At 65.6% G+C, this 15,498-nt stretch carries 14 protein-coding genes; 9 read left to right on the plus strand and 5 right to left on the minus strand.

Annotation, left to right across the window (positions count from 1 at the left end):
- Positions 1-2 precede the first annotated feature (2 nt).
- The 5 genes from EPN33_01510 to EPN33_01530 all read left to right on the plus strand — a co-directional run bounded on the left by EPN33_01510 (position 3) and on the right by EPN33_01530 (position 6,947).
- The gene (locus tag EPN33_01510) at positions 3-1,085 is read left to right on the plus strand and encodes a hypothetical protein (GenBank protein ID TAN24469.1); all 1,083 of its coding nucleotides are present in this window, start codon (positions 3-5) and stop codon (positions 1,083-1,085) included.
- Positions 1,036-5,151, plus strand: a complete 4,116-nt coding sequence (locus EPN33_01515; GenBank protein ID TAN24470.1) for a carboxypeptidase regulatory-like domain-containing protein — start codon at positions 1,036-1,038, stop codon at positions 5,149-5,151. The genes EPN33_01510 and EPN33_01515 overlap by 50 nt, the downstream gene beginning before the upstream one ends.
- A 169-nt stretch (positions 5,152-5,320) precedes the next feature.
- Positions 5,321-6,232 (plus strand): arginase, encoded by a 912-nt coding sequence (gene rocF, locus EPN33_01520; protein TAN24471.1) that lies wholly within the window; start codon positions 5,321-5,323, stop codon positions 6,230-6,232.
- Between the two features lie 38 nt (positions 6,233-6,270).
- Positions 6,271-6,540, plus strand: coding sequence for a type II toxin-antitoxin system Phd/YefM family antitoxin (locus EPN33_01525; GenBank protein TAN24472.1), 270 nt, complete (start codon positions 6,271-6,273; stop codon positions 6,538-6,540).
- A complete protein-coding gene (locus EPN33_01530; protein TAN24473.1) occupies positions 6,537-6,947 on the plus strand; it encodes a PIN domain-containing protein in 411 nt (136 codons plus the stop codon). Before EPN33_01525 ends, EPN33_01530 begins: the two co-directional genes overlap by 4 nt.
- Here the strand turns inward: EPN33_01530 and EPN33_01535 are convergent, their stop codons facing one another.
- Genes EPN33_01535 through EPN33_01555 form a run of 5 tightly spaced genes read right to left on the minus strand, consistent with a single transcriptional unit; the run spans position 6,948 to position 11,618 of the window.
- A complete protein-coding gene (locus EPN33_01535; GenBank protein ID TAN24474.1) occupies positions 6,948-7,436 on the minus strand; it encodes a DinB family protein in 489 nt (162 codons plus the stop codon).
- Positions 7,437-7,451: 15 nt separating this feature from the next.
- Complete coding sequence (locus tag EPN33_01540) at positions 7,452-8,918, minus strand: fatty acid--CoA ligase (protein ID TAN24475.1); 1,467 nt, start codon at positions 8,916-8,918, stop codon at positions 7,452-7,454.
- Positions 8,919-8,927: 9 nt separating this feature from the next.
- Positions 8,928-10,913 (minus strand): excinuclease ABC subunit UvrB, encoded by a 1,986-nt coding sequence (gene uvrB / locus EPN33_01545; GenBank protein TAN24476.1) that lies wholly within the window; start codon positions 10,911-10,913, stop codon positions 8,928-8,930.
- Between the two features lie 4 nt (positions 10,914-10,917).
- A complete protein-coding gene (locus EPN33_01550) occupies positions 10,918-11,364 on the minus strand; it encodes a PIN domain-containing protein (GenBank protein ID TAN24477.1) in 447 nt (148 codons plus the stop codon).
- On the minus strand, positions 11,361-11,618 hold the full coding sequence (locus tag EPN33_01555) for a CopG family transcriptional regulator (GenBank protein TAN24478.1): 258 nt from the start codon (positions 11,616-11,618) through the stop codon (positions 11,361-11,363). The genes EPN33_01550 and EPN33_01555 overlap by 4 nt, the downstream gene beginning before the upstream one ends.
- A 62-nt stretch (positions 11,619-11,680) precedes the next feature.
- Between EPN33_01555 and EPN33_01560 the strand changes: the two genes are divergently transcribed.
- From EPN33_01560 to EPN33_01575, 4 genes are read left to right on the plus strand one after another with little or no spacing between them, the layout of a single operon-like run.
- Positions 11,681-11,938 carry an AbrB/MazE/SpoVT family DNA-binding domain-containing protein gene (locus EPN33_01560; GenBank protein ID TAN24479.1) on the plus strand — a complete coding sequence of 86 codons (258 nt, stop codon included), beginning with the start codon at positions 11,681-11,683 and terminating at the stop codon, positions 11,936-11,938.
- Positions 11,938-12,330 (plus strand): PIN domain-containing protein, encoded by a 393-nt coding sequence (locus EPN33_01565; GenBank protein ID TAN24480.1) that lies wholly within the window; start codon positions 11,938-11,940, stop codon positions 12,328-12,330. Before EPN33_01560 ends, EPN33_01565 begins: the two co-directional genes overlap by 1 nt.
- Positions 12,331-12,385: 55 nt before the next feature.
- Positions 12,386-12,727 (plus strand): PadR family transcriptional regulator, encoded by a 342-nt coding sequence (locus tag EPN33_01570; protein ID TAN24726.1) that lies wholly within the window; start codon positions 12,386-12,388, stop codon positions 12,725-12,727.
- A 1-nt stretch (position 12,728) separates the two neighbouring features.
- A complete protein-coding gene (locus tag EPN33_01575; GenBank protein TAN24481.1) occupies positions 12,729-15,329 on the plus strand; it encodes an ABC transporter permease in 2,601 nt (866 codons plus the stop codon).
- Positions 15,330-15,498: the final 169 nt, after the last annotated feature.

Here is a 15,498-nt window from a genome sequence, read left to right on the forward strand (position 1 = left end):
TCTTGGCGGCTGTCCTCGCCGGCTGCGCGCCCAGCGGATTGCATTACACGCTGACGGCGAACGCGTACGGACCCAACGCGCTGCAGCCTCCGCGCGCGGCCGCCCACGCCAAGCCGCGGCGTTTGCACCTGCGGTTGCAGGGCGGCGCTGCCTGCCGCGCGCTGCACGGCGGCTACGACGGCGGCGCGCTGTTTGGCTTCGCCTGGCGCCTTCGCAACCGGGACGTCGGGGTGATGGTTGACTCCCGGCTCAGCCATTTTCACGGCAATCTCCCCGTCCCCCTCCTGCACGGCATCCAGAGCCTGCACAACACGCTGGAAAGTGCCGTCGGCGCCGGCTGCCTTAGCCCCGAGGCAAGCCAAACGCTGCTTCGGCGCACCGCCGCCGATGTCGCCCTGGACCCCGGCCTTGCGCAGCGCATCGTCTTTGGCGCCTACGGAACGCAGCAATACATTGACATTGCAGGCGCGGTCGAACTGGACCTCACTTACGCTCTGCACCAGAATCAGCCCCGACGCTACGATCGCGGCTACGTCGCGCGCCGCTACCGCTTCCGCAGCCACGACGGGCTCGGCCGCGGCTGGCTCCAGTTGCGCTCGACCCGCGTGCAGAACGCACCCGTTCCGCATCACATTCCGCCCGCGCCCATTCCCCTGCCGCTCGCCGGCCCGCCCGTCTACCTGCGTCTGTTCTTCTATCTCCGCATCGCGCCCAACGCGCACGATGTCGCCTTGGTGGCGGCCCGCACCCACGCCGCCCTCGCGCAAGCCACCACCATTCTTCACCATAATCCGCGCTCCTGCGCCAGCATGCGCGTCCCCGGCATCCGCTGCCTCGTCACTCCCGCCGACGACACCCTCGAAGCCGGCATCGCGGTCACCGTCCAAGGCGTAGCTGTCGCCGCTCCTCTGCCCGGCAGTGTGCGCCAGGCGCTCAACGCCGCCGGCCTCTACGACACCAATACCCTCGCCCGCACCCTCCGCGTCCTCCGCCCGTATCAGGGGCACCTCATCCCCGTCCACGCCCCCAACCCCGATGCCCTTCTCGATCTCGTCCTCAGCGGCGGGGAACGGATTTCGTGGTAGTACGCCGGTGGTGCGGTTCGAACTTACTGAAAAGAACGGTGCGACTCAGGTTCGGCTGACCCATTCCGGCCCGGTGACTGGGCGGATGGCAGCAATCACCGAGGCTGGGCAGATATTTTGCGCTGGCTGGCTGAATCTTGTCAAAAGGCGTGATACATTAGCCGCGTACGGAGGGGTTATGAAACTTGCAGGTGCGGTTTATGTTCTGCCGTTGCTTCTCGCCGGCGCTTTGGCCGCGGGTCCGCTTGCGGCTCAAACAGCAAACTCGGGCACCGTCATCGGCGTGATTCTGGATCCGTCGGGCGCGGCGATTCCCGGCGCCCCGGTGCTGCTGCGTGACCAGGCGACGCAACAAGTGCGCGCCACCATCAGCAACCGCCACGGGCGCTACAGTTTCATCGGCGTAAATCCGGGCGAGTACACGGTAACGGCGAACGCCAAGGGGTTCCGCACGGCGCAGCAGTCGAACCTGACGGTGGAAGTCGGCAAGAGCTACGCCATCAATTTGAAGCTGCAGGTGGGAGCAGCGAACCAGACGGTGGAAGTGAACGAGACTGCGACTGCGGCGCTGCAAACCATGGACTCGACCGTCGGCTCGACGATCAGCGGGCAGACGCTGATTGAACTGCCGACGCGGACGCGCTCGGCGACGAGTTTGCTGCTGTACCAGCCGGCCTCGATGCCGCAGCAGGGACCAAACCAGAGCTCGCGTCAGGGCGGGCAGGTGGCGGGCGCGGGCAGCGAGCAAAACACCATCACGCTTGACGGCGGCAACGTCACCAACACCACCGCGGCCAACTCGGACTATTTCACCGGCTTCACGGGGGCGCCGGAGGGTTCGATTCCGACGCCGGTCGAGAGTCTGCAGGAGTTCAAGGTGGCCACCAATAATCCCAACGCGAGCTTCAGCGGGGCGGCGGGCAGCGAAGTGATGCTGGTCACCAAACGCGGCACCGGCTCCTACCACGGCTCCGGGTACTGGTATCTGCAAAACGACGTGCTCAACGCCAACACCTGGGATCTGAACCGCCTGAATCAGCGGCGGCCCGTCAGCAAAGACAACCGCGTGGGCGGTAGCCTGGGCGGGAACATCCCCGGGTTGCCAAGGTCGGCGGCGACGTATTTTTACGTGAACTGGGAGGGGCGCTGGAACTCGAATAACCAGCTCGTCAGCCGCGAAGTGCCCACGGCGACGATGCGGCAGGGGATACTGCAGTTCCGCGACGCTGCGGGCACAGTGCGGCAATATAACCTGCAAACCGCGCTGAGCTGCGGCCCGAGCGGAGCCAGCGCCTGTGATCCGCGCCAGCTCGGGCTCAACCCGCTGGTGAGCAAAATCTGGAGCCAGTACGAGCCGGCAGGCAATGATACTTCTGTCGGCGACGGGCTGAACACAACTGGCTACACGGCTTCGGCCAACTTCCCGATTGACGATCAGTTTGTGGTGCTGCGGCTGGACCACTCCTTTGGCCAGAAATGGCAACTCATGGGCAGCTACCGTTATTTCAGCGAAACCGCGGCAGCCACGCGGCAGATTGATATCGGCGGCTTTTTGAGCGGCCACACGCTGGGCACGCCGGTGTCGACGGCCAGCATTCCGCGCGAGCCGCGCTATTTCGTGGTGGGGCTTACCGGCCAGCTCACGCCGTCGTTGACGAATCAACTGCATTTTGACTACCTGCGCGACTGGTGGGATTGGGCCACCGCCGGCGCGCCCAACCAGTTGCCGGGCCAGAGTGCGGCGGCACTGGAAATCGGCGGAGAAACCAGCAATGCACTCATCCCCATCAACCTCAATACCGGCGGCAGCCGCATGCGCGCCTGGATGGACCACAACTTTGCCTTGAACGACAGCCTCTCCTGGCTCAAGGGTAACCACCTGATGCAGTTCGGCGGCTCCCTCAGTCACTCTTACGTGCAATTCAACCGCAATGATGGCCAGACCGGGTCGACCACGTTTCCGGTGTATCAGGTGACGACCAATGCCGGCATCAACGTGCCGGCCGCCTACCGGCCGCCCACCTGCAGCAAGACGCAGACCACGGCCTGCCTGCCCTCGAGCCTTACGTCCACCTGGGACGGTTACTACGCCGATGTGCTCGGGCTAGTGGATGTGGGCACGGTGCTGGGCACGAGGAACGGCAGCTTCCAACCCAACCCGCTGGGGACGTTTCTCGAGGACACCGACTCGTACAACAACTACAGTCTCTACGCCAATGATTCCTGGCACCTGCTACCCAGCCTGACGCTGAACTATGGGCTCAACTGGTCGGTCGAGATGCCGCCCACCGAAAAAAACGGCACCCAGGCGCTGATGGTCAACGCCAGCAACAACGATGTGATTGATCCCATGTCGTATCTGACGGCGCGAGCGGCAGCAGCGAGCAAGGGGCAGATTTACAATCCGGTGCTGGGGTTTGAGCCCATCGGCAAAACCGGGCTGACGTACCCCTGGAAAACCGCGTACAACGACTGGGCGCCGCGCATTGCCGTGGCCTGGAACCCGAACCTGGGCGATAGCTGGCTGGGCAGGCTGTTCGGCCACAACCGCACGGTGCTGCGCGGCGGGTATTCGCGGCTGTACACGCGGCTGGTGGGCGAGCAGAAAGTCATCAACGGACTACAAGGACTGGGATTTGGGCAAACACTGACCTGCATCGGGCCCTCGATGACCGGCGGGTGTCTGGGCGAGCAGGGCGCCGATCCCAGCGACGCTTTCCGCATCGGCACGGATGGCAAGGCGGTTCCGATTCCGGCGCTGAGTTCCGCGCCGGCGCCGCTGATTCCGGGCACGGTGGCGGGCGCCAACTCCTCGTTTGCTCCAACCACCTACCAGATGGACCCGAGTTACACACCGGGCCCCAGCAACGAATTCGATTTCACCCTGCAGCGCTCGCTCAACGACAACGTCCTGCTCGAGTTCGGCTACATCGGCCGGACCGCGAGCGGCCTGTACATGCCGGTACAGTTGAACCAGGTGCCCTACATGATGCAGGAAGGCGGGCAGACATTTGCGCAGGCCATCGCGCAGCTTGCCGGCGAACGCGCCGGTGGGGGTGCGATCACGCCGCAAGCGTGGTTTGAAACCGCGCTGGCGGGAAGCAAATACTGCACCGGCCAGTCGAGTTGCACCGCGGGCATGATGGCCAAACTGGGCTCGGATGTGGCGAACGGCAAGGTCTTCAACCTCTGGCAGGCCATCCAGCCGTCCTTCACCATGGGCAACGTGACCGCCTCGACCGCACAGGTGCAGAGCCTGTTTTTCTGGTCCAACCAGGCATACTCGAACTACAACGCCGGCTTTGCCGCGCTGCACGTGCGCAATTCCCACGGCCTCACGCTCGATTCGAACCTCACCTGGTCGCACGCGCTGGGCGACAAGGCGGAAAACCAGGACGACGACACCGCGACCTCGAACTCGTTCAATCCCAAGTACGACTATGGCACCCTGCGGTTCGACCGCACCTGGGTACTGAACGTACTGGGCAGCTACAACCTGCCCTTCGGGCACGGCGGCAGCGGCTGGGGCGCGCGGCTGATGCGCAACTGGATCGTCTCCCCGATCTTCTCCTGGTACGGCGGCCAACCGCTGCACATCAGCAGCGGCGGCGGGCAGGAGTGGGGAGAAACGAGCGCACTCGGCGCCGATGCCATTCTTACCGCCGGCGACAGCTTCGGCAACATCGTTCACTCCGGCATTGCCGGCAACGGCACGGTCGCGACGACGGGGAATCCGGCCAAAGGCGGAACCGGGCTGAATCTGTTCGCGGACCCGGCGGCGGCGTACGCTGACTTCCGCCCGGCACAATTGGGCGTGGACACCACCAGCGTGGGGGGCATGGTGCGTGGCCTGGGGAACTGGAATGTTGATTTTGCGCTGGCGCGTAAACTGCAGGTGAACGACCGGGTGAGCGCGACCATCAACGCCCAGTTTTTCAATCTGTTCAACCACGTGCAGTTCAACGACCCCAACGTGAACCTGCAAAGCCCGCAGCGATTTGGGGTAATCACCAGCCAACTGAACAGTCCGCGGGTCGTCGAGCTAGGGCTGCATCTGGACTTTTGATTGATCGCGGGCTTCCAGCCGGGCTGGGGGCCCCGGGAGCCCCAGCCCGGCCGGGTCTGCGCCTCGTGGTTTGCCGGGGGCGGACCGCCACTCCGTGAGTTTCGCAGCCCTCCGCGCCGACGTGGCCCACAGTGCCAGCGGCGCGGCCCCCGCGTTATGCTGGATGCGTATGACCAAAAACATTCGCATTATCGGAGTACCGCTGGATTTGGGGCAGGACCGGCGCGGCGTGGATATGGGGCCGGCGGCGGTGCGCGCGGCGGGGTTACAGGCGCGGATTGAGCGGCTGGGCTACGCGGTCAAAGAGGCCGGCAACGTGGATGTGGCCTATGCCGAGCAGAAGACGCCGGGCAATGCCAAGGCCAAGTATCTGAAAGAAATCGCGCGCACGTGCCAGAAGCAGGCGGACTGGGTGCGCAAGACGCTGGAGGACGGGGCTTCGCCGCTGGTGCTGGGCGGGGATCACTCGATTGCGGTGGGCACGGTGAGCGGGGTGAGTTCGTATTACCGCGACCAGCATAAAGCGGTGGGGCTGATCTGGCTGGACGCGCACGGGGATTTCAATACGCCGGAGACGACGCCCAGCGGGAACATCCACGGCATGCCGCTGGCGTGTTTGCTGGGGCGCGGCCCCAAGGAGCTGACCGACCTGTACGGCTACAGCCCCAAGCTGGCGGCGGCGAATACGGTACTGGTGGGCGTGCATTCGCTCGACGAGGAGGAGAAGCGGGCGCTGCACGAGGCAAAAGTGAAAGTCTTCACCATGCGCGACATTGACGAGCGCGGGATGCGGTCGGTGGTGGAGGAAGCGATTGCGGTGGCCAGCAACGGGACCGAGGGCTTCTGCACCTCGCTCGACCTGGACTTCATCGACGCCGCTTACGCGCCCGGCGTGGGCACGCCGGTGCGCGGCGGGGCGACTTACCGCGAAGCGCACCTGGCGCTGGAGATTATCGCCGACAGCGACAGCATGCTGTCGCTGGAGGTGGTCGAGGTGAACCCGGTGCTGGACGAGCACAACCGCACCGCGGAGCTGGCGGTGGAGCTGATTTCGAGCGCGCTGGGGAAGAAGATCTTCTAGCCGCCGATTGTGTGGCTACATTTTGCTAAAATGTAGCCATGGCGACCGAAGTGGGTGTGCGGGAACTGAAGAACAAGCTGAGCGAACACCTGCGCCGGGTCAAAGCCGGCGAAGACGTGATCATCACCGAGCACGGCAAGCCGATTGCCAAGCTCAGCCGGCTGCAAGCGCGGCCGGCATGGATGGAGGGGATGATCGCGCGGGGCGAGCTGATTCCGGGCGACGGAAGGCCGCTTAAGGGCGCGCGCATCAAGCTGCGCGGCAAGGGGCCGCTGGCCTCAGACTACGTGCGCGAGCAACGCGGGTGATTCTTTATCTGGATACGAGCGCTCTCGTTAAGCTCTACGTACCGGAAGCCGGCGGCGATTTCGCCGCTAGCGAAGCGGGAGCGGCACGGATCGTGGCAACTGCTATCGTCACCTACGCCGAGGCGCGATCGGCATTTGCATCCATGCACCGAAACCGCCGATTGGACACAGCCGCACTGACGGGTGTAAGGCGGGCCTTAGACGACGGCTGGCCCGGGCTGAGCGTGGTCGCCATCACGCACGAAGTCGTCCGCAACGCCGGATCCTTAGCGGAACGCTACGGACTGCGGGGTTACGATGCCGTGCAACTCGCCTGCTATGACTGGTTGCGCCGCTCGGCGACCGAACCTTGCCGCTTTCTGACGTTCGATGAACGCCTCGCGCAAGCTGCCGAGAGGCTCCGGTAATCAATCCTTCCAGGCGCCGAGGAGCTTGCGGACGAGGACGAGCTGGCCGAGGTGGTAGGCGTTGTGGTCGGCGAGCACGAGGGCCTCGCGAAGGAGGGTCTTATCGGGGGCGTGCGGGAGCGGGGCGAGCAGATCGCGAGCGGGATCGAGGACGAGCGCGACCATGGCGTCGAGGTCGGCAGTGGCGGCTTTTTTGGAGCGTGTGAGGGCAGCAGCGCTGGGCGGCGCGGGTGTGGGCGGCCAGTAGCCGGCGGGAAACTCCGGCGATTGCCAAGCAGGGTCGCGGCTGAACTCGAGGATGTCCTGCTGCGCTAGGCGAAGATGCTCGAGGAGCTGCCAGCAGGTGTAGGGAGTGCGCGGAGCTTTTTTGCCGGCGATGGCGAAGCTGAGGCCGGCGAGCGCCTGGGCGAGGGTGGCGTGAGCGCTGCCGCCGCGTAGGACATTGGCGATGGGCAGGCGGAGATCAGGATTTGACGGGAAACGGGGCATGGGCGTACTCCTCGGTCATTGCCGTTGCGCGGCGCGCAAGGCGCGTTTGTCGATTTTACCAGTGGCAGTGCGGGGCAGTGCGCCGACGACGCGGAACTCGTCGGGACACTGCCAGGCGGGAAAACTGGCTTCGAGGTGCTGACGCCAGGCGGCGGGGTCAGCAGCGGCGCCGGCGCGCAGGACGACGAGCGCCAGCGGGCGCTCCTGCCATTTGGGATGCGGCACCGCGATCACCGCGGCTTCGCGGATATCGGGATGGCAGGCGAGAGCGTTTTCGAGGGCGACGGAGCTGATCCATTCGCCGCCGCTGCGGATGAGGTCTTTGGTGCGGTCGATGATTTCCATCAGGCCATCGGCGTCGAAGCGCACAATATCGCCGGTGCAAAACCAGCCGTCGGCGGTCCAGCTCTCCGGCGCAATTCCGGCGTGATAACTCGAAGCGACCCAGGGGCCACGGACTTCAAGCTCACCGTCGACTGCAGTACGGGCTTCGACGAAGGGCAGCGGACGGCCTTGGCGGGTGCGATCGGGGCCGGACAGCAGCGGATTCATCGTACCGACAGGCGTCATTTCGGTCATGCCCCAGCCCATGTTGACGGCGATGCCGGCGCGGTCGAAGCGCTCGAAGAGCGCGGTGGGCGCGGGCGCGCCGCCGAGGTTGACGCGCAGGCGCGGATGCAGCTTCCAGCGGCCGGGCTCGCGCTCGAGGGCGTCAAGGACCGACTGCCAGATGGTGGCGACGCCGGCGCTGCGGGTGACTTGCTCGCGGGCGAGGAGATCGAGAACGGAGGCGGCGTCGAAATGGCTGCCGGCGAGAACTTGTTTGCAGCCGATGAGGGCGGCGGTATAGGGCAGGCCCCAGGCGTTGGCGTGGAACATGGGGACGAGCGGCAGGACGCAGTCGGTAGCGTGCAGGTCGAGGGCGTCGGGCAAGGCCGTGGCGAGGGCATGAAGGGCGAGAGCACGATGGGAATAGATCACGCCTTTGGGTTCGCCGGTGGTGCCGGAGGTGTAGCCCATGGCAGCGCCATCGGTTTCGGCGAGATCAGGTAGCGGCCCGTCGTAGGCGTCGGGCCAGGCGAGGATGCGCTGCGGACGAGCCTCGGGAGTGACTTCGTTCCAGCGGTCGAGCAGATCGTCCGACACGATGGCGAAGCGGTCGCCGGCCTGGCGGAGGATGCGCTCCCACTGCGAGGGGTGCTGGCGCAGGTTGAGAGCATGGACGATGCCGCCGGCGAGCGGGACGCCGAAGTAGGCCTCCAGATGCGTAGCGTCGTTCCAGAGCAGCGTGGCGACGCGCTCGCCGGGCTGCAGGCCGAGCGCGAGGAGTTTGCCGGCGAGGGCGCGGGCGCGGCGGTCGAGTTCCGCGTAGGTGCTGCGGCCGTCGCACCAGACGATTTCTGTGCCGCCGAACCAATCGCGGGCCCGCCGCAGGATGGCGGCGACGGTGAGCGGGTAGGCCATCATGCTGGAGCCGGGCATGCACCCAGCTTACACGGCGATTTGGCGGTCGCGGAGTTCGCGCAGGCGGTCGCGGAGTTTGGCGGCGCGCTCGAACTCGAAGAGCTTGGCGGCGGCGCGCATTTCTGCCTCGAGCTGCTTGAGGTAGGCGGTTAAGGCCTCTTCGGTCGGGAATTCGTCGAGGGACTCATCGAGCGCCACCGGCGTGGCGTAGTCGCCTTCGGCCACGCCGACCAGGGCGGCATCGAGCGGGTGCAGGATGCTTTGCGGGGTGATGCCGTTCTCGGCGTTGAACTCTTCCTGCAGCTTGCGGCGGCGGGTGGTCTCCTCAATCGCCTGCTGCATGGAGCCGGTCATGACGTCGGCGTAGAGCAGTGCCTCACCGTGCAGATGGCGGGCGGCGCGGCCCATGGTCTGGATGAGGGAGCCGGTGGAGCGCAGAAAGCCTTCCTTGTCGGCGTCGAGGATGGCGACGAGAGAGACTTCGGGCAGGTCGAGACCTTCGCGCAGCAGGTTGATGCCGATGAGGACGTCGAAGACGCCGCGGCGGAGATCGCGCAGGATTTTGATGCGCTCGAGAGTTTCGATCTCGCTGTGCAGGTAGCGGCACTTGACGCCAGCCTCGCCGTAGTACTCGGCCAGATCTTCGGCCATGCGCTTGGTCAGCGTGGTGACCAGGACGCGCTCGTTGCGCTCGGCGCGGGCGCGGATTTCGGCCAGCAGATCATCCACCTGGCCTTTGCTGGGGCGAACTTCGATGGCAGGGTCGAGCAAGCCGGTGGGGCGGATGACCTGCTGGATGACCGCGCCCCCGGTTTGCTGCAGCTCGTAGGGGCCGGGGGTGGCGGAGACGAACATGGTCTGGCCGACGCGCTGGTTGAACTCCTCGAATTTGAGCGGGCGGTTGTCGAGCGCCGAAGGCAGGCGAAAGCCGTACTGGATGAGGGTTTCCTTGCGGGCGCGGTCGCCCTTGTACATACCCCGGAGCTGGGGCAAGGTCTGATGACTCTCGTCGAGAAAGACCAGCGTGTCACTCGGCAGATAGTCAAGCAGCGTCGGTGGGGGCTGGCCGGGGGCACGGCCAGTGAAGTGGCGGGAGTAGTTCTCGATGCCGTGGCAGTAGCCGATTTCGCGCATCATCTCGATGTCGAAGCGGGTGCGCTGCTCCAGGCGCTGCGCCTCCATATGCTTACCCTGGTGCTCGAGCTCGGGCAACCACTCGGCCATCTCGGCCTGGATGGAGCGGATGGCCTGCTCTTTGGTTTCCGGCTTCATGACGTAATGCGTTTTGGGGTAGATGGGCAGGCGCTGATAGGTCTGGCGGACTTCCCCGAGCAAGGGATCGATTTGCGAGAGGCGCTCGACTTCGCTGCCGAACAGCTCGATGCGATAGGCGTAATCGTCGTAGGTGGGAAAGACCTCGATGACGTCGCCGCGCACGCGAAAGGTGCCGCGCTGAAAGTCGTGGTCGTTGCGGACGTAGAGAATGTCAACCAGCTTGCGCAGGATCTGCTCGCGGCGGATCTTCTGGCCCTGTTCGAGCAACAGCAGCATGCCGTAGTAGGCTTCCGGCGAGCCCAGGCCATAGATGCAGGAGACTGACGCCACGATGATGCAGTCGCGGCGCTCGAACAGCGAGCGCGTGGCCGAGAGGCGGAGTTTGTCAAGCTCGTCGTTGATGGTGGCTTCTTTTTCGATGTAGAGATCGGCCGCGGGGACGTAGGCTTCGGGCTGGTAGTAGTCGTAGTAGGAGACGAAGTACTCGACCGCGTTGCCGGGGAAAAAGTTCTTGAACTCGTGGTAGAGCTGGGCAGCGAGGGTCTTGTTGTGGGCCATCACCAGCGCCGGACGCTTCATCCCGGCGATGACCTTGGCCATGGTGTAGGTCTTGCCGCTGCCGGTGACACCGAGCAGCACCTGGGCGGCCTCGCCGGAGCGGATGCCGGCGCTCAGGCGCTCAATCGCCTGCGGCTGATCGCCGCGGGGCGTATATTGGCTCTCCAGCGCAAACTCCATCCTTTCAGGATAGCGTGGCCAGCAAGGCGGTTCCGGCTTCGCCGAAAGGATCGACCACCTGGAGCGCGCCAAAGCGCCGACCCGGCTGGAGATCTTCGCTCAGCAGGTAGCCGGCACCACAAACTTCCGCCGCGGCCACAATCAGAGCGTCCCAGTACGCCACCTGCGCCTGGTCACACCAGGACCACGCCCGGCGAACCAATCCCGCAGATGCGCCCACCGGCTCCCACAGCAGCATCTCTTCGGCAAACTCCCGCGTCGCAGCAACGCTGATGCCCAACTTTCGAGGGGCGTTCCAGTTGAACTCGTGGACCACCTGCCAGCTCAGGCGGCCGATCTCGCGCATCCCAAGCTGTTCCATCCACAAGCGCGCGCGGTCGCGCTTTTCAGGGTTGCGTGCATCCACGCAGTACAGCGGGACGTTACTGTCGACGAAAATCGATCCGGTCATTTCGACCAGTCATGATGGCCGCGCTCGTGCGTTTCCTCACGGGAAAAACGCCAGCCAGGCTCGGGCCTGCCCTGAGGCCACCGACCTTCTTGCGTCCAGTTCTGAAAGGCGCGCCGATGCTCGGCTTCGCGCTGCATCTCCCGCTCCAGCATCTCGCCCAGCATGCGCGATACGGAGGTTTTTTTCTTGGCTGCCTCGATGCGCGCCCAGTCGGCGGCCTCCTCGGACAGCCGTATGGTCACATTCTTTTGCACGCAACTAGTGTAGCACGAACTTCGTGCGAACTTGAGGCATTACTTTGGCTAAAATGTAATACATGGAATCCAAGCTGACCAGCAAGGGGCAGGTGACCATTCCTAAGGCCCTGCGCGAGGCGCTGGGCGTCAAGCCGGGGGACACCGTTAGATTTTTCAAGAACATTGACGGTCATTGGGTGATCTTGCCGACGGTGCCGGTCACGGCGCTGCGCGGGATGTTCGCCCGGCCTGGGCGCAAACCCGTATCGTTGCGCGCCATGCAGCACGCCATCGAGCAGGGTGCCATTGAAAGCGGCCTGCCGCGCGCTCGCCGCTGATGGTCGGGATCGAGGCCAACGTACTGGTGCGCTATATCGTCCGCGACGATGCAGCGCAAACCGCCAAAGCTGACGGCCTGCTGCAGCGCCTCACGCCCACAGACCCTGGGTACGTCACGATCGTGGCACTGTCAGAGCTCATTTGGGTGCTGCGCCGCAGCTACCGGCTAAGCCGATCCGAAGTTGTGGCAGCCCTGGAGCCGTTGCTGCTCTCGCAAACCGTTCGCGTGCAACATGAGGTCGCGGTATTGCCAGCGCTCAACGCGCTCCGGCGCGGCACGGGAGAGTTCGCCGATGCCGTCATTGCCACGTTGGGCGAACAGGCCGGCTGCAGCACGACGTACACGTTTGACCAGGGCGCGCTGCGGCTGCCTGGGTTCACTGCTTTATAGGTCTGCATGCAATTGACACTGCGGTCCGTAGGGCGCATACTCCCCTAAACACATGATGTCAGGCAAGCGAGAGCGGACGAGCGCGCTGGTGCAGGGGACGCTCGCCATGTTGATCCTGAAGACGCTGGCGCGGACAGCGAGGGCGCATGGGTATGCGATTGCCGAGGCGATTCATCATCGCTCGGACGATGTGCTGCGCGTCGAGGAAGCGGCGCTGTATCCGGCGCTGCACCGGCTGGAGCTGCGCGGGCTGCTGGCGGCAGAGTGGGGCGTGTCGGAGAACAAGCGGCGGGCGAAGTATTACTGGCTGACGGCGCGCGGGCGGAAGTACTTGGAAGCCGAGTCGGTGCATTGGGCGCGGATGGCCGCGGCCATCGCGCGGGTGATGGAGGCCTAGCATGCCGGAATGGACGACGGCGCTGTGGTTGCGGCTGAAGGCGCTGCGGCGCCGGCACGCGCTTGACCGTGACTTGCGCGACGAACTCGAATTTCACCGCGCCATGCGGGCAGAACAGCCGGGCTACCGCTTCGGCAACGACGTGCTCGCGCAGGAAGCCAGCCGCGAGTTGTGGACGTTCGCGGGGCTGGAGTCGGTGCTGCGCGATGTGCGCTACGCCGGGCGGCAGATTCGGCGCAGCTCGGGATTCGCGGCGGTGGCGATCCTGACGCTGGCGCTGGGGCTGGGAGCGACGACGGCGATTTTTTCGGTGGTGAACGGCGTGCTCCTGCAGCCGCTGGCCTACCGCAATCCAAAGCAACTGGTGGCGCTGGAGCTGTACGTGCCTAAGCTGGCGAAGACGTTTCCGACCCTGCCGATTGCGCCGGCCGACTTCCTGGCCTGGTCGCAGGCCAAAACGCTGGCGGGGATCGCCGAAGTTGACGGCGGCGAGCAGGTAAACCTGACCGGGGCGGGCCGTCCGGCGCTGCTCGATGCCGACGGGGTGAGCGCCAATCTGTTTCGGGTGCTGGGCGTCACGCCCGAGCTGGGCCCGGGATTTTCGCAGCACGCGGATCAGGCCGGATACGGCCACGAGGTGGTGCTGACGAACGCGCTTTGGCGGAGCAGGTTTCATGCCGATGCGGGCATCGTGGGGCGCGGTATCGCGCTGAATGGCGCGAGCTACACAGTCGTGGGGGTTTTGCCCGCGGCGTTTCACTTTCCGGCGTTCGACAATCTGATCAGGATGCAGATGCCGGGGCCGAAAGCGGCGCTATTTGTGCCCTTCGTGATCACGCAAGAAAATTTGCACGGGAACGGACTGGCGGCGATTGCGCGGCTCAAGCCCGGAGTGAGCGAAGCGGAAGCCGTGGCGGAACTGAACAGCATCGTGCAGCGGGAACCGAACCTTGGTGCGGCGCATGCGACCACGATCCTGACGCCGCTGCGGAGCATGATTGCGCACGCCTGGCGGCGCGCGCTGTGGATGCTGCTGGCGGCAGTGCTGGCGGTGCTGCTGCTGATTTGCGTGAATCTGGCGAATCTGGCGCTGACGCGGGCGAGCGCGCGGCAGCCGGAAGCGGCGATCCGCAGCGCGCTCGGGGCCAGCCGCGGACGGTTGCTGCGGCAGGCGCTGATCGAATCGCTGCTGCTGGGGCTGGCGGGCGGGGCTCTGGGCGTAGCGCTGGCGGCCGGGGGGTTCCAGGCGCTGCTGGCGCTGGCGCCGGCGGGTATGCCGCGGACCGCAAATATTCATTTGGGCGGCACGGTACTACTGGTGACGCTCGGCGCATCGTTGTTGGCGGGTTTGCTGGCCGGAGTGCTACCGGCATGGCGGATGGCGCAAGGCAATCCGCAGGAGGCTCTGCGTGCAAGCAGTGCGCGCGCGGGCGAGAGCGGTGCGCGGCTGCGGCTGCGCGGACTGCTGGTAGGCGGGGGGACGGCGCTGAGCACCGTGCTGCTGATCGGCGCGGGGCTGCTGCTGACGAGCTTTACGCGGCTCGCCAATGCGCCCACGGGATTTGCGGTCGAGCAGGTGCTGACCGCAAACCTGCAGTTGCCAACCGCGGACTACGGCAACGGTGCGCAGAAGCGCGCCTTCTGGAACAAGGCAATGGCGGAAGCGGCCAAGCTGCCGGGCGTGCAGGCTGCGGCGGCGACCACCTTTTTGCCGCTGAGCGGAACAATCAACGACAACGGCGTCTGGACGGGCGCGCCCGCACCAGGCCCGCCGCGACTGTTCGCGAGCTACCGGCCGGTGAGTCCGGAGTTTTTTCACCTGCTGGGTATTTCGCTGATCGAGGGCCGGGAGTTGACGGCTGCGGATGCGGGCAGCGATGCGGTGGTCATCTCCCAAGCTGCAGCGCAGGAGATTTGGCCGGGGCTTGATCCGATTGGGCAGCGGTTTGACGTGAGACGAGGATTTACGGGCTATCGTGTAGTCGGCGTGGTGGCCAACACGCGGGCGGTCAGCCTCGCCGCGGGACTGTCGGCAGTGATTTATCAGCCATTCAAGGGCTACCTGTCGAGCTCACTGCTGCTGCGCACGGCGCTGCCGGCCGCCACGATTGCGCCCGAGCTGCGGCGGGCGCTGGCGGAGGTGGACCAGGGCGTGGCCGTGCCACCGCTGCGCAGCATGGGCGCGATTGTGGCGGCCTCGCTGGCGCCGCGCCGTTTTGGATTGCTGCTGATGGCGCTGTTCGCCGGGGCGGCGCTGCTGCTGGCGTGCCTGGGGATTTATGGCGTGGTCTCCTACAGCGTGGTGCAGCGCAAGCGCGAAGTCGGGATGCGGATGGCGCTGGGTGCGCAGCGCGGGGCGGTGGTGCGGATGATGATCGGCCAGGGGATCCGGCCGGCGCTGATTGGGCTGGGCGTGGGACTGCTCGCAGCGGCCGGCCTGGCGCGCGTGCTGGCGAGTGTGCTGTACGGCGTGGCGCCCGATGATCCGCGGACGTTTGCCGCGGTTGCGGCGATGCTGGCGGCGGTGGCACTGCTGAGCTGCTGGGTTCCGGCGGGGCGGGCGGCGCGGGTTGATCCCGCCGTGGCGCTGCGGCAGGATTAACATGCTACACTGCTTGGGACGCTGAATATCACACGGGCTCGTGTGGTGTGGTGCCCTTCGCCCTTCCAGGTTCAGGAATTCCCCGCCTTCGTTCGATTTTCCGTTTGGCTTGGCGTACATTCGCAGGGAAAGTTCTGACTTCATGAGCACCTTTACCGAGCTGGCGCTG

It is taken from the genome of Acidobacteriota bacterium, from assembly GCA_004299485.1.
GTDB lineage: Bacteria > Acidobacteriota > Terriglobia > Terriglobales > SCQP01 > SCQP01.

Bases quoted from the DNA above. Each gene is read 5' to 3' on its own strand.
- EPN33_01525 (TAN24472.1), top strand. From the start codon at position 6,271: ATGGCGACCGAAGTGGGTGTGCGGGAACTGAAGAACAAGCTGAGCGAA.
- rocF (TAN24471.1), top strand. From the start codon at position 5,321: ATGACCAAAAACATTCGCATTATCGGAGTACCGCTGGATTTGGGGCAG.
- EPN33_01540 (TAN24475.1), bottom strand. From the start codon at position 8,918: ATGCCCGGCTCCAGCATGATGGCCTACCCGCTCACCGTCGCCGCCATC.
- EPN33_01550 (TAN24477.1), bottom strand. From the start codon at position 11,364: ATGACCGGATCGATTTTCGTCGACAGTAACGTCCCGCTGTACTGCGTG.
- EPN33_01535 (TAN24474.1), bottom strand. From the start codon at position 7,436: ATGCCCCGTTTCCCGTCAAATCCTGATCTCCGCCTGCCCATCGCCAAT.
- uvrB (TAN24476.1), bottom strand. From the start codon at position 10,913: ATGGAGTTTGCGCTGGAGAGCCAATATACGCCCCGCGGCGATCAGCCG.
- EPN33_01565 (TAN24480.1), top strand. From the start codon at position 11,938: ATGGTCGGGATCGAGGCCAACGTACTGGTGCGCTATATCGTCCGCGAC.
- EPN33_01515 (TAN24470.1), top strand. From the start codon at position 1,036: ATGCCCTTCTCGATCTCGTCCTCAGCGGCGGGGAACGGATTTCGTGGT.
- EPN33_01560 (TAN24479.1), top strand. From the start codon at position 11,681: ATGGAATCCAAGCTGACCAGCAAGGGGCAGGTGACCATTCCTAAGGCC.
- EPN33_01575 (TAN24481.1), top strand. From the start codon at position 12,729: ATGCCGGAATGGACGACGGCGCTGTGGTTGCGGCTGAAGGCGCTGCGG.
- EPN33_01570 (TAN24726.1), top strand. From the start codon at position 12,386: ATGTCAGGCAAGCGAGAGCGGACGAGCGCGCTGGTGCAGGGGACGCTC.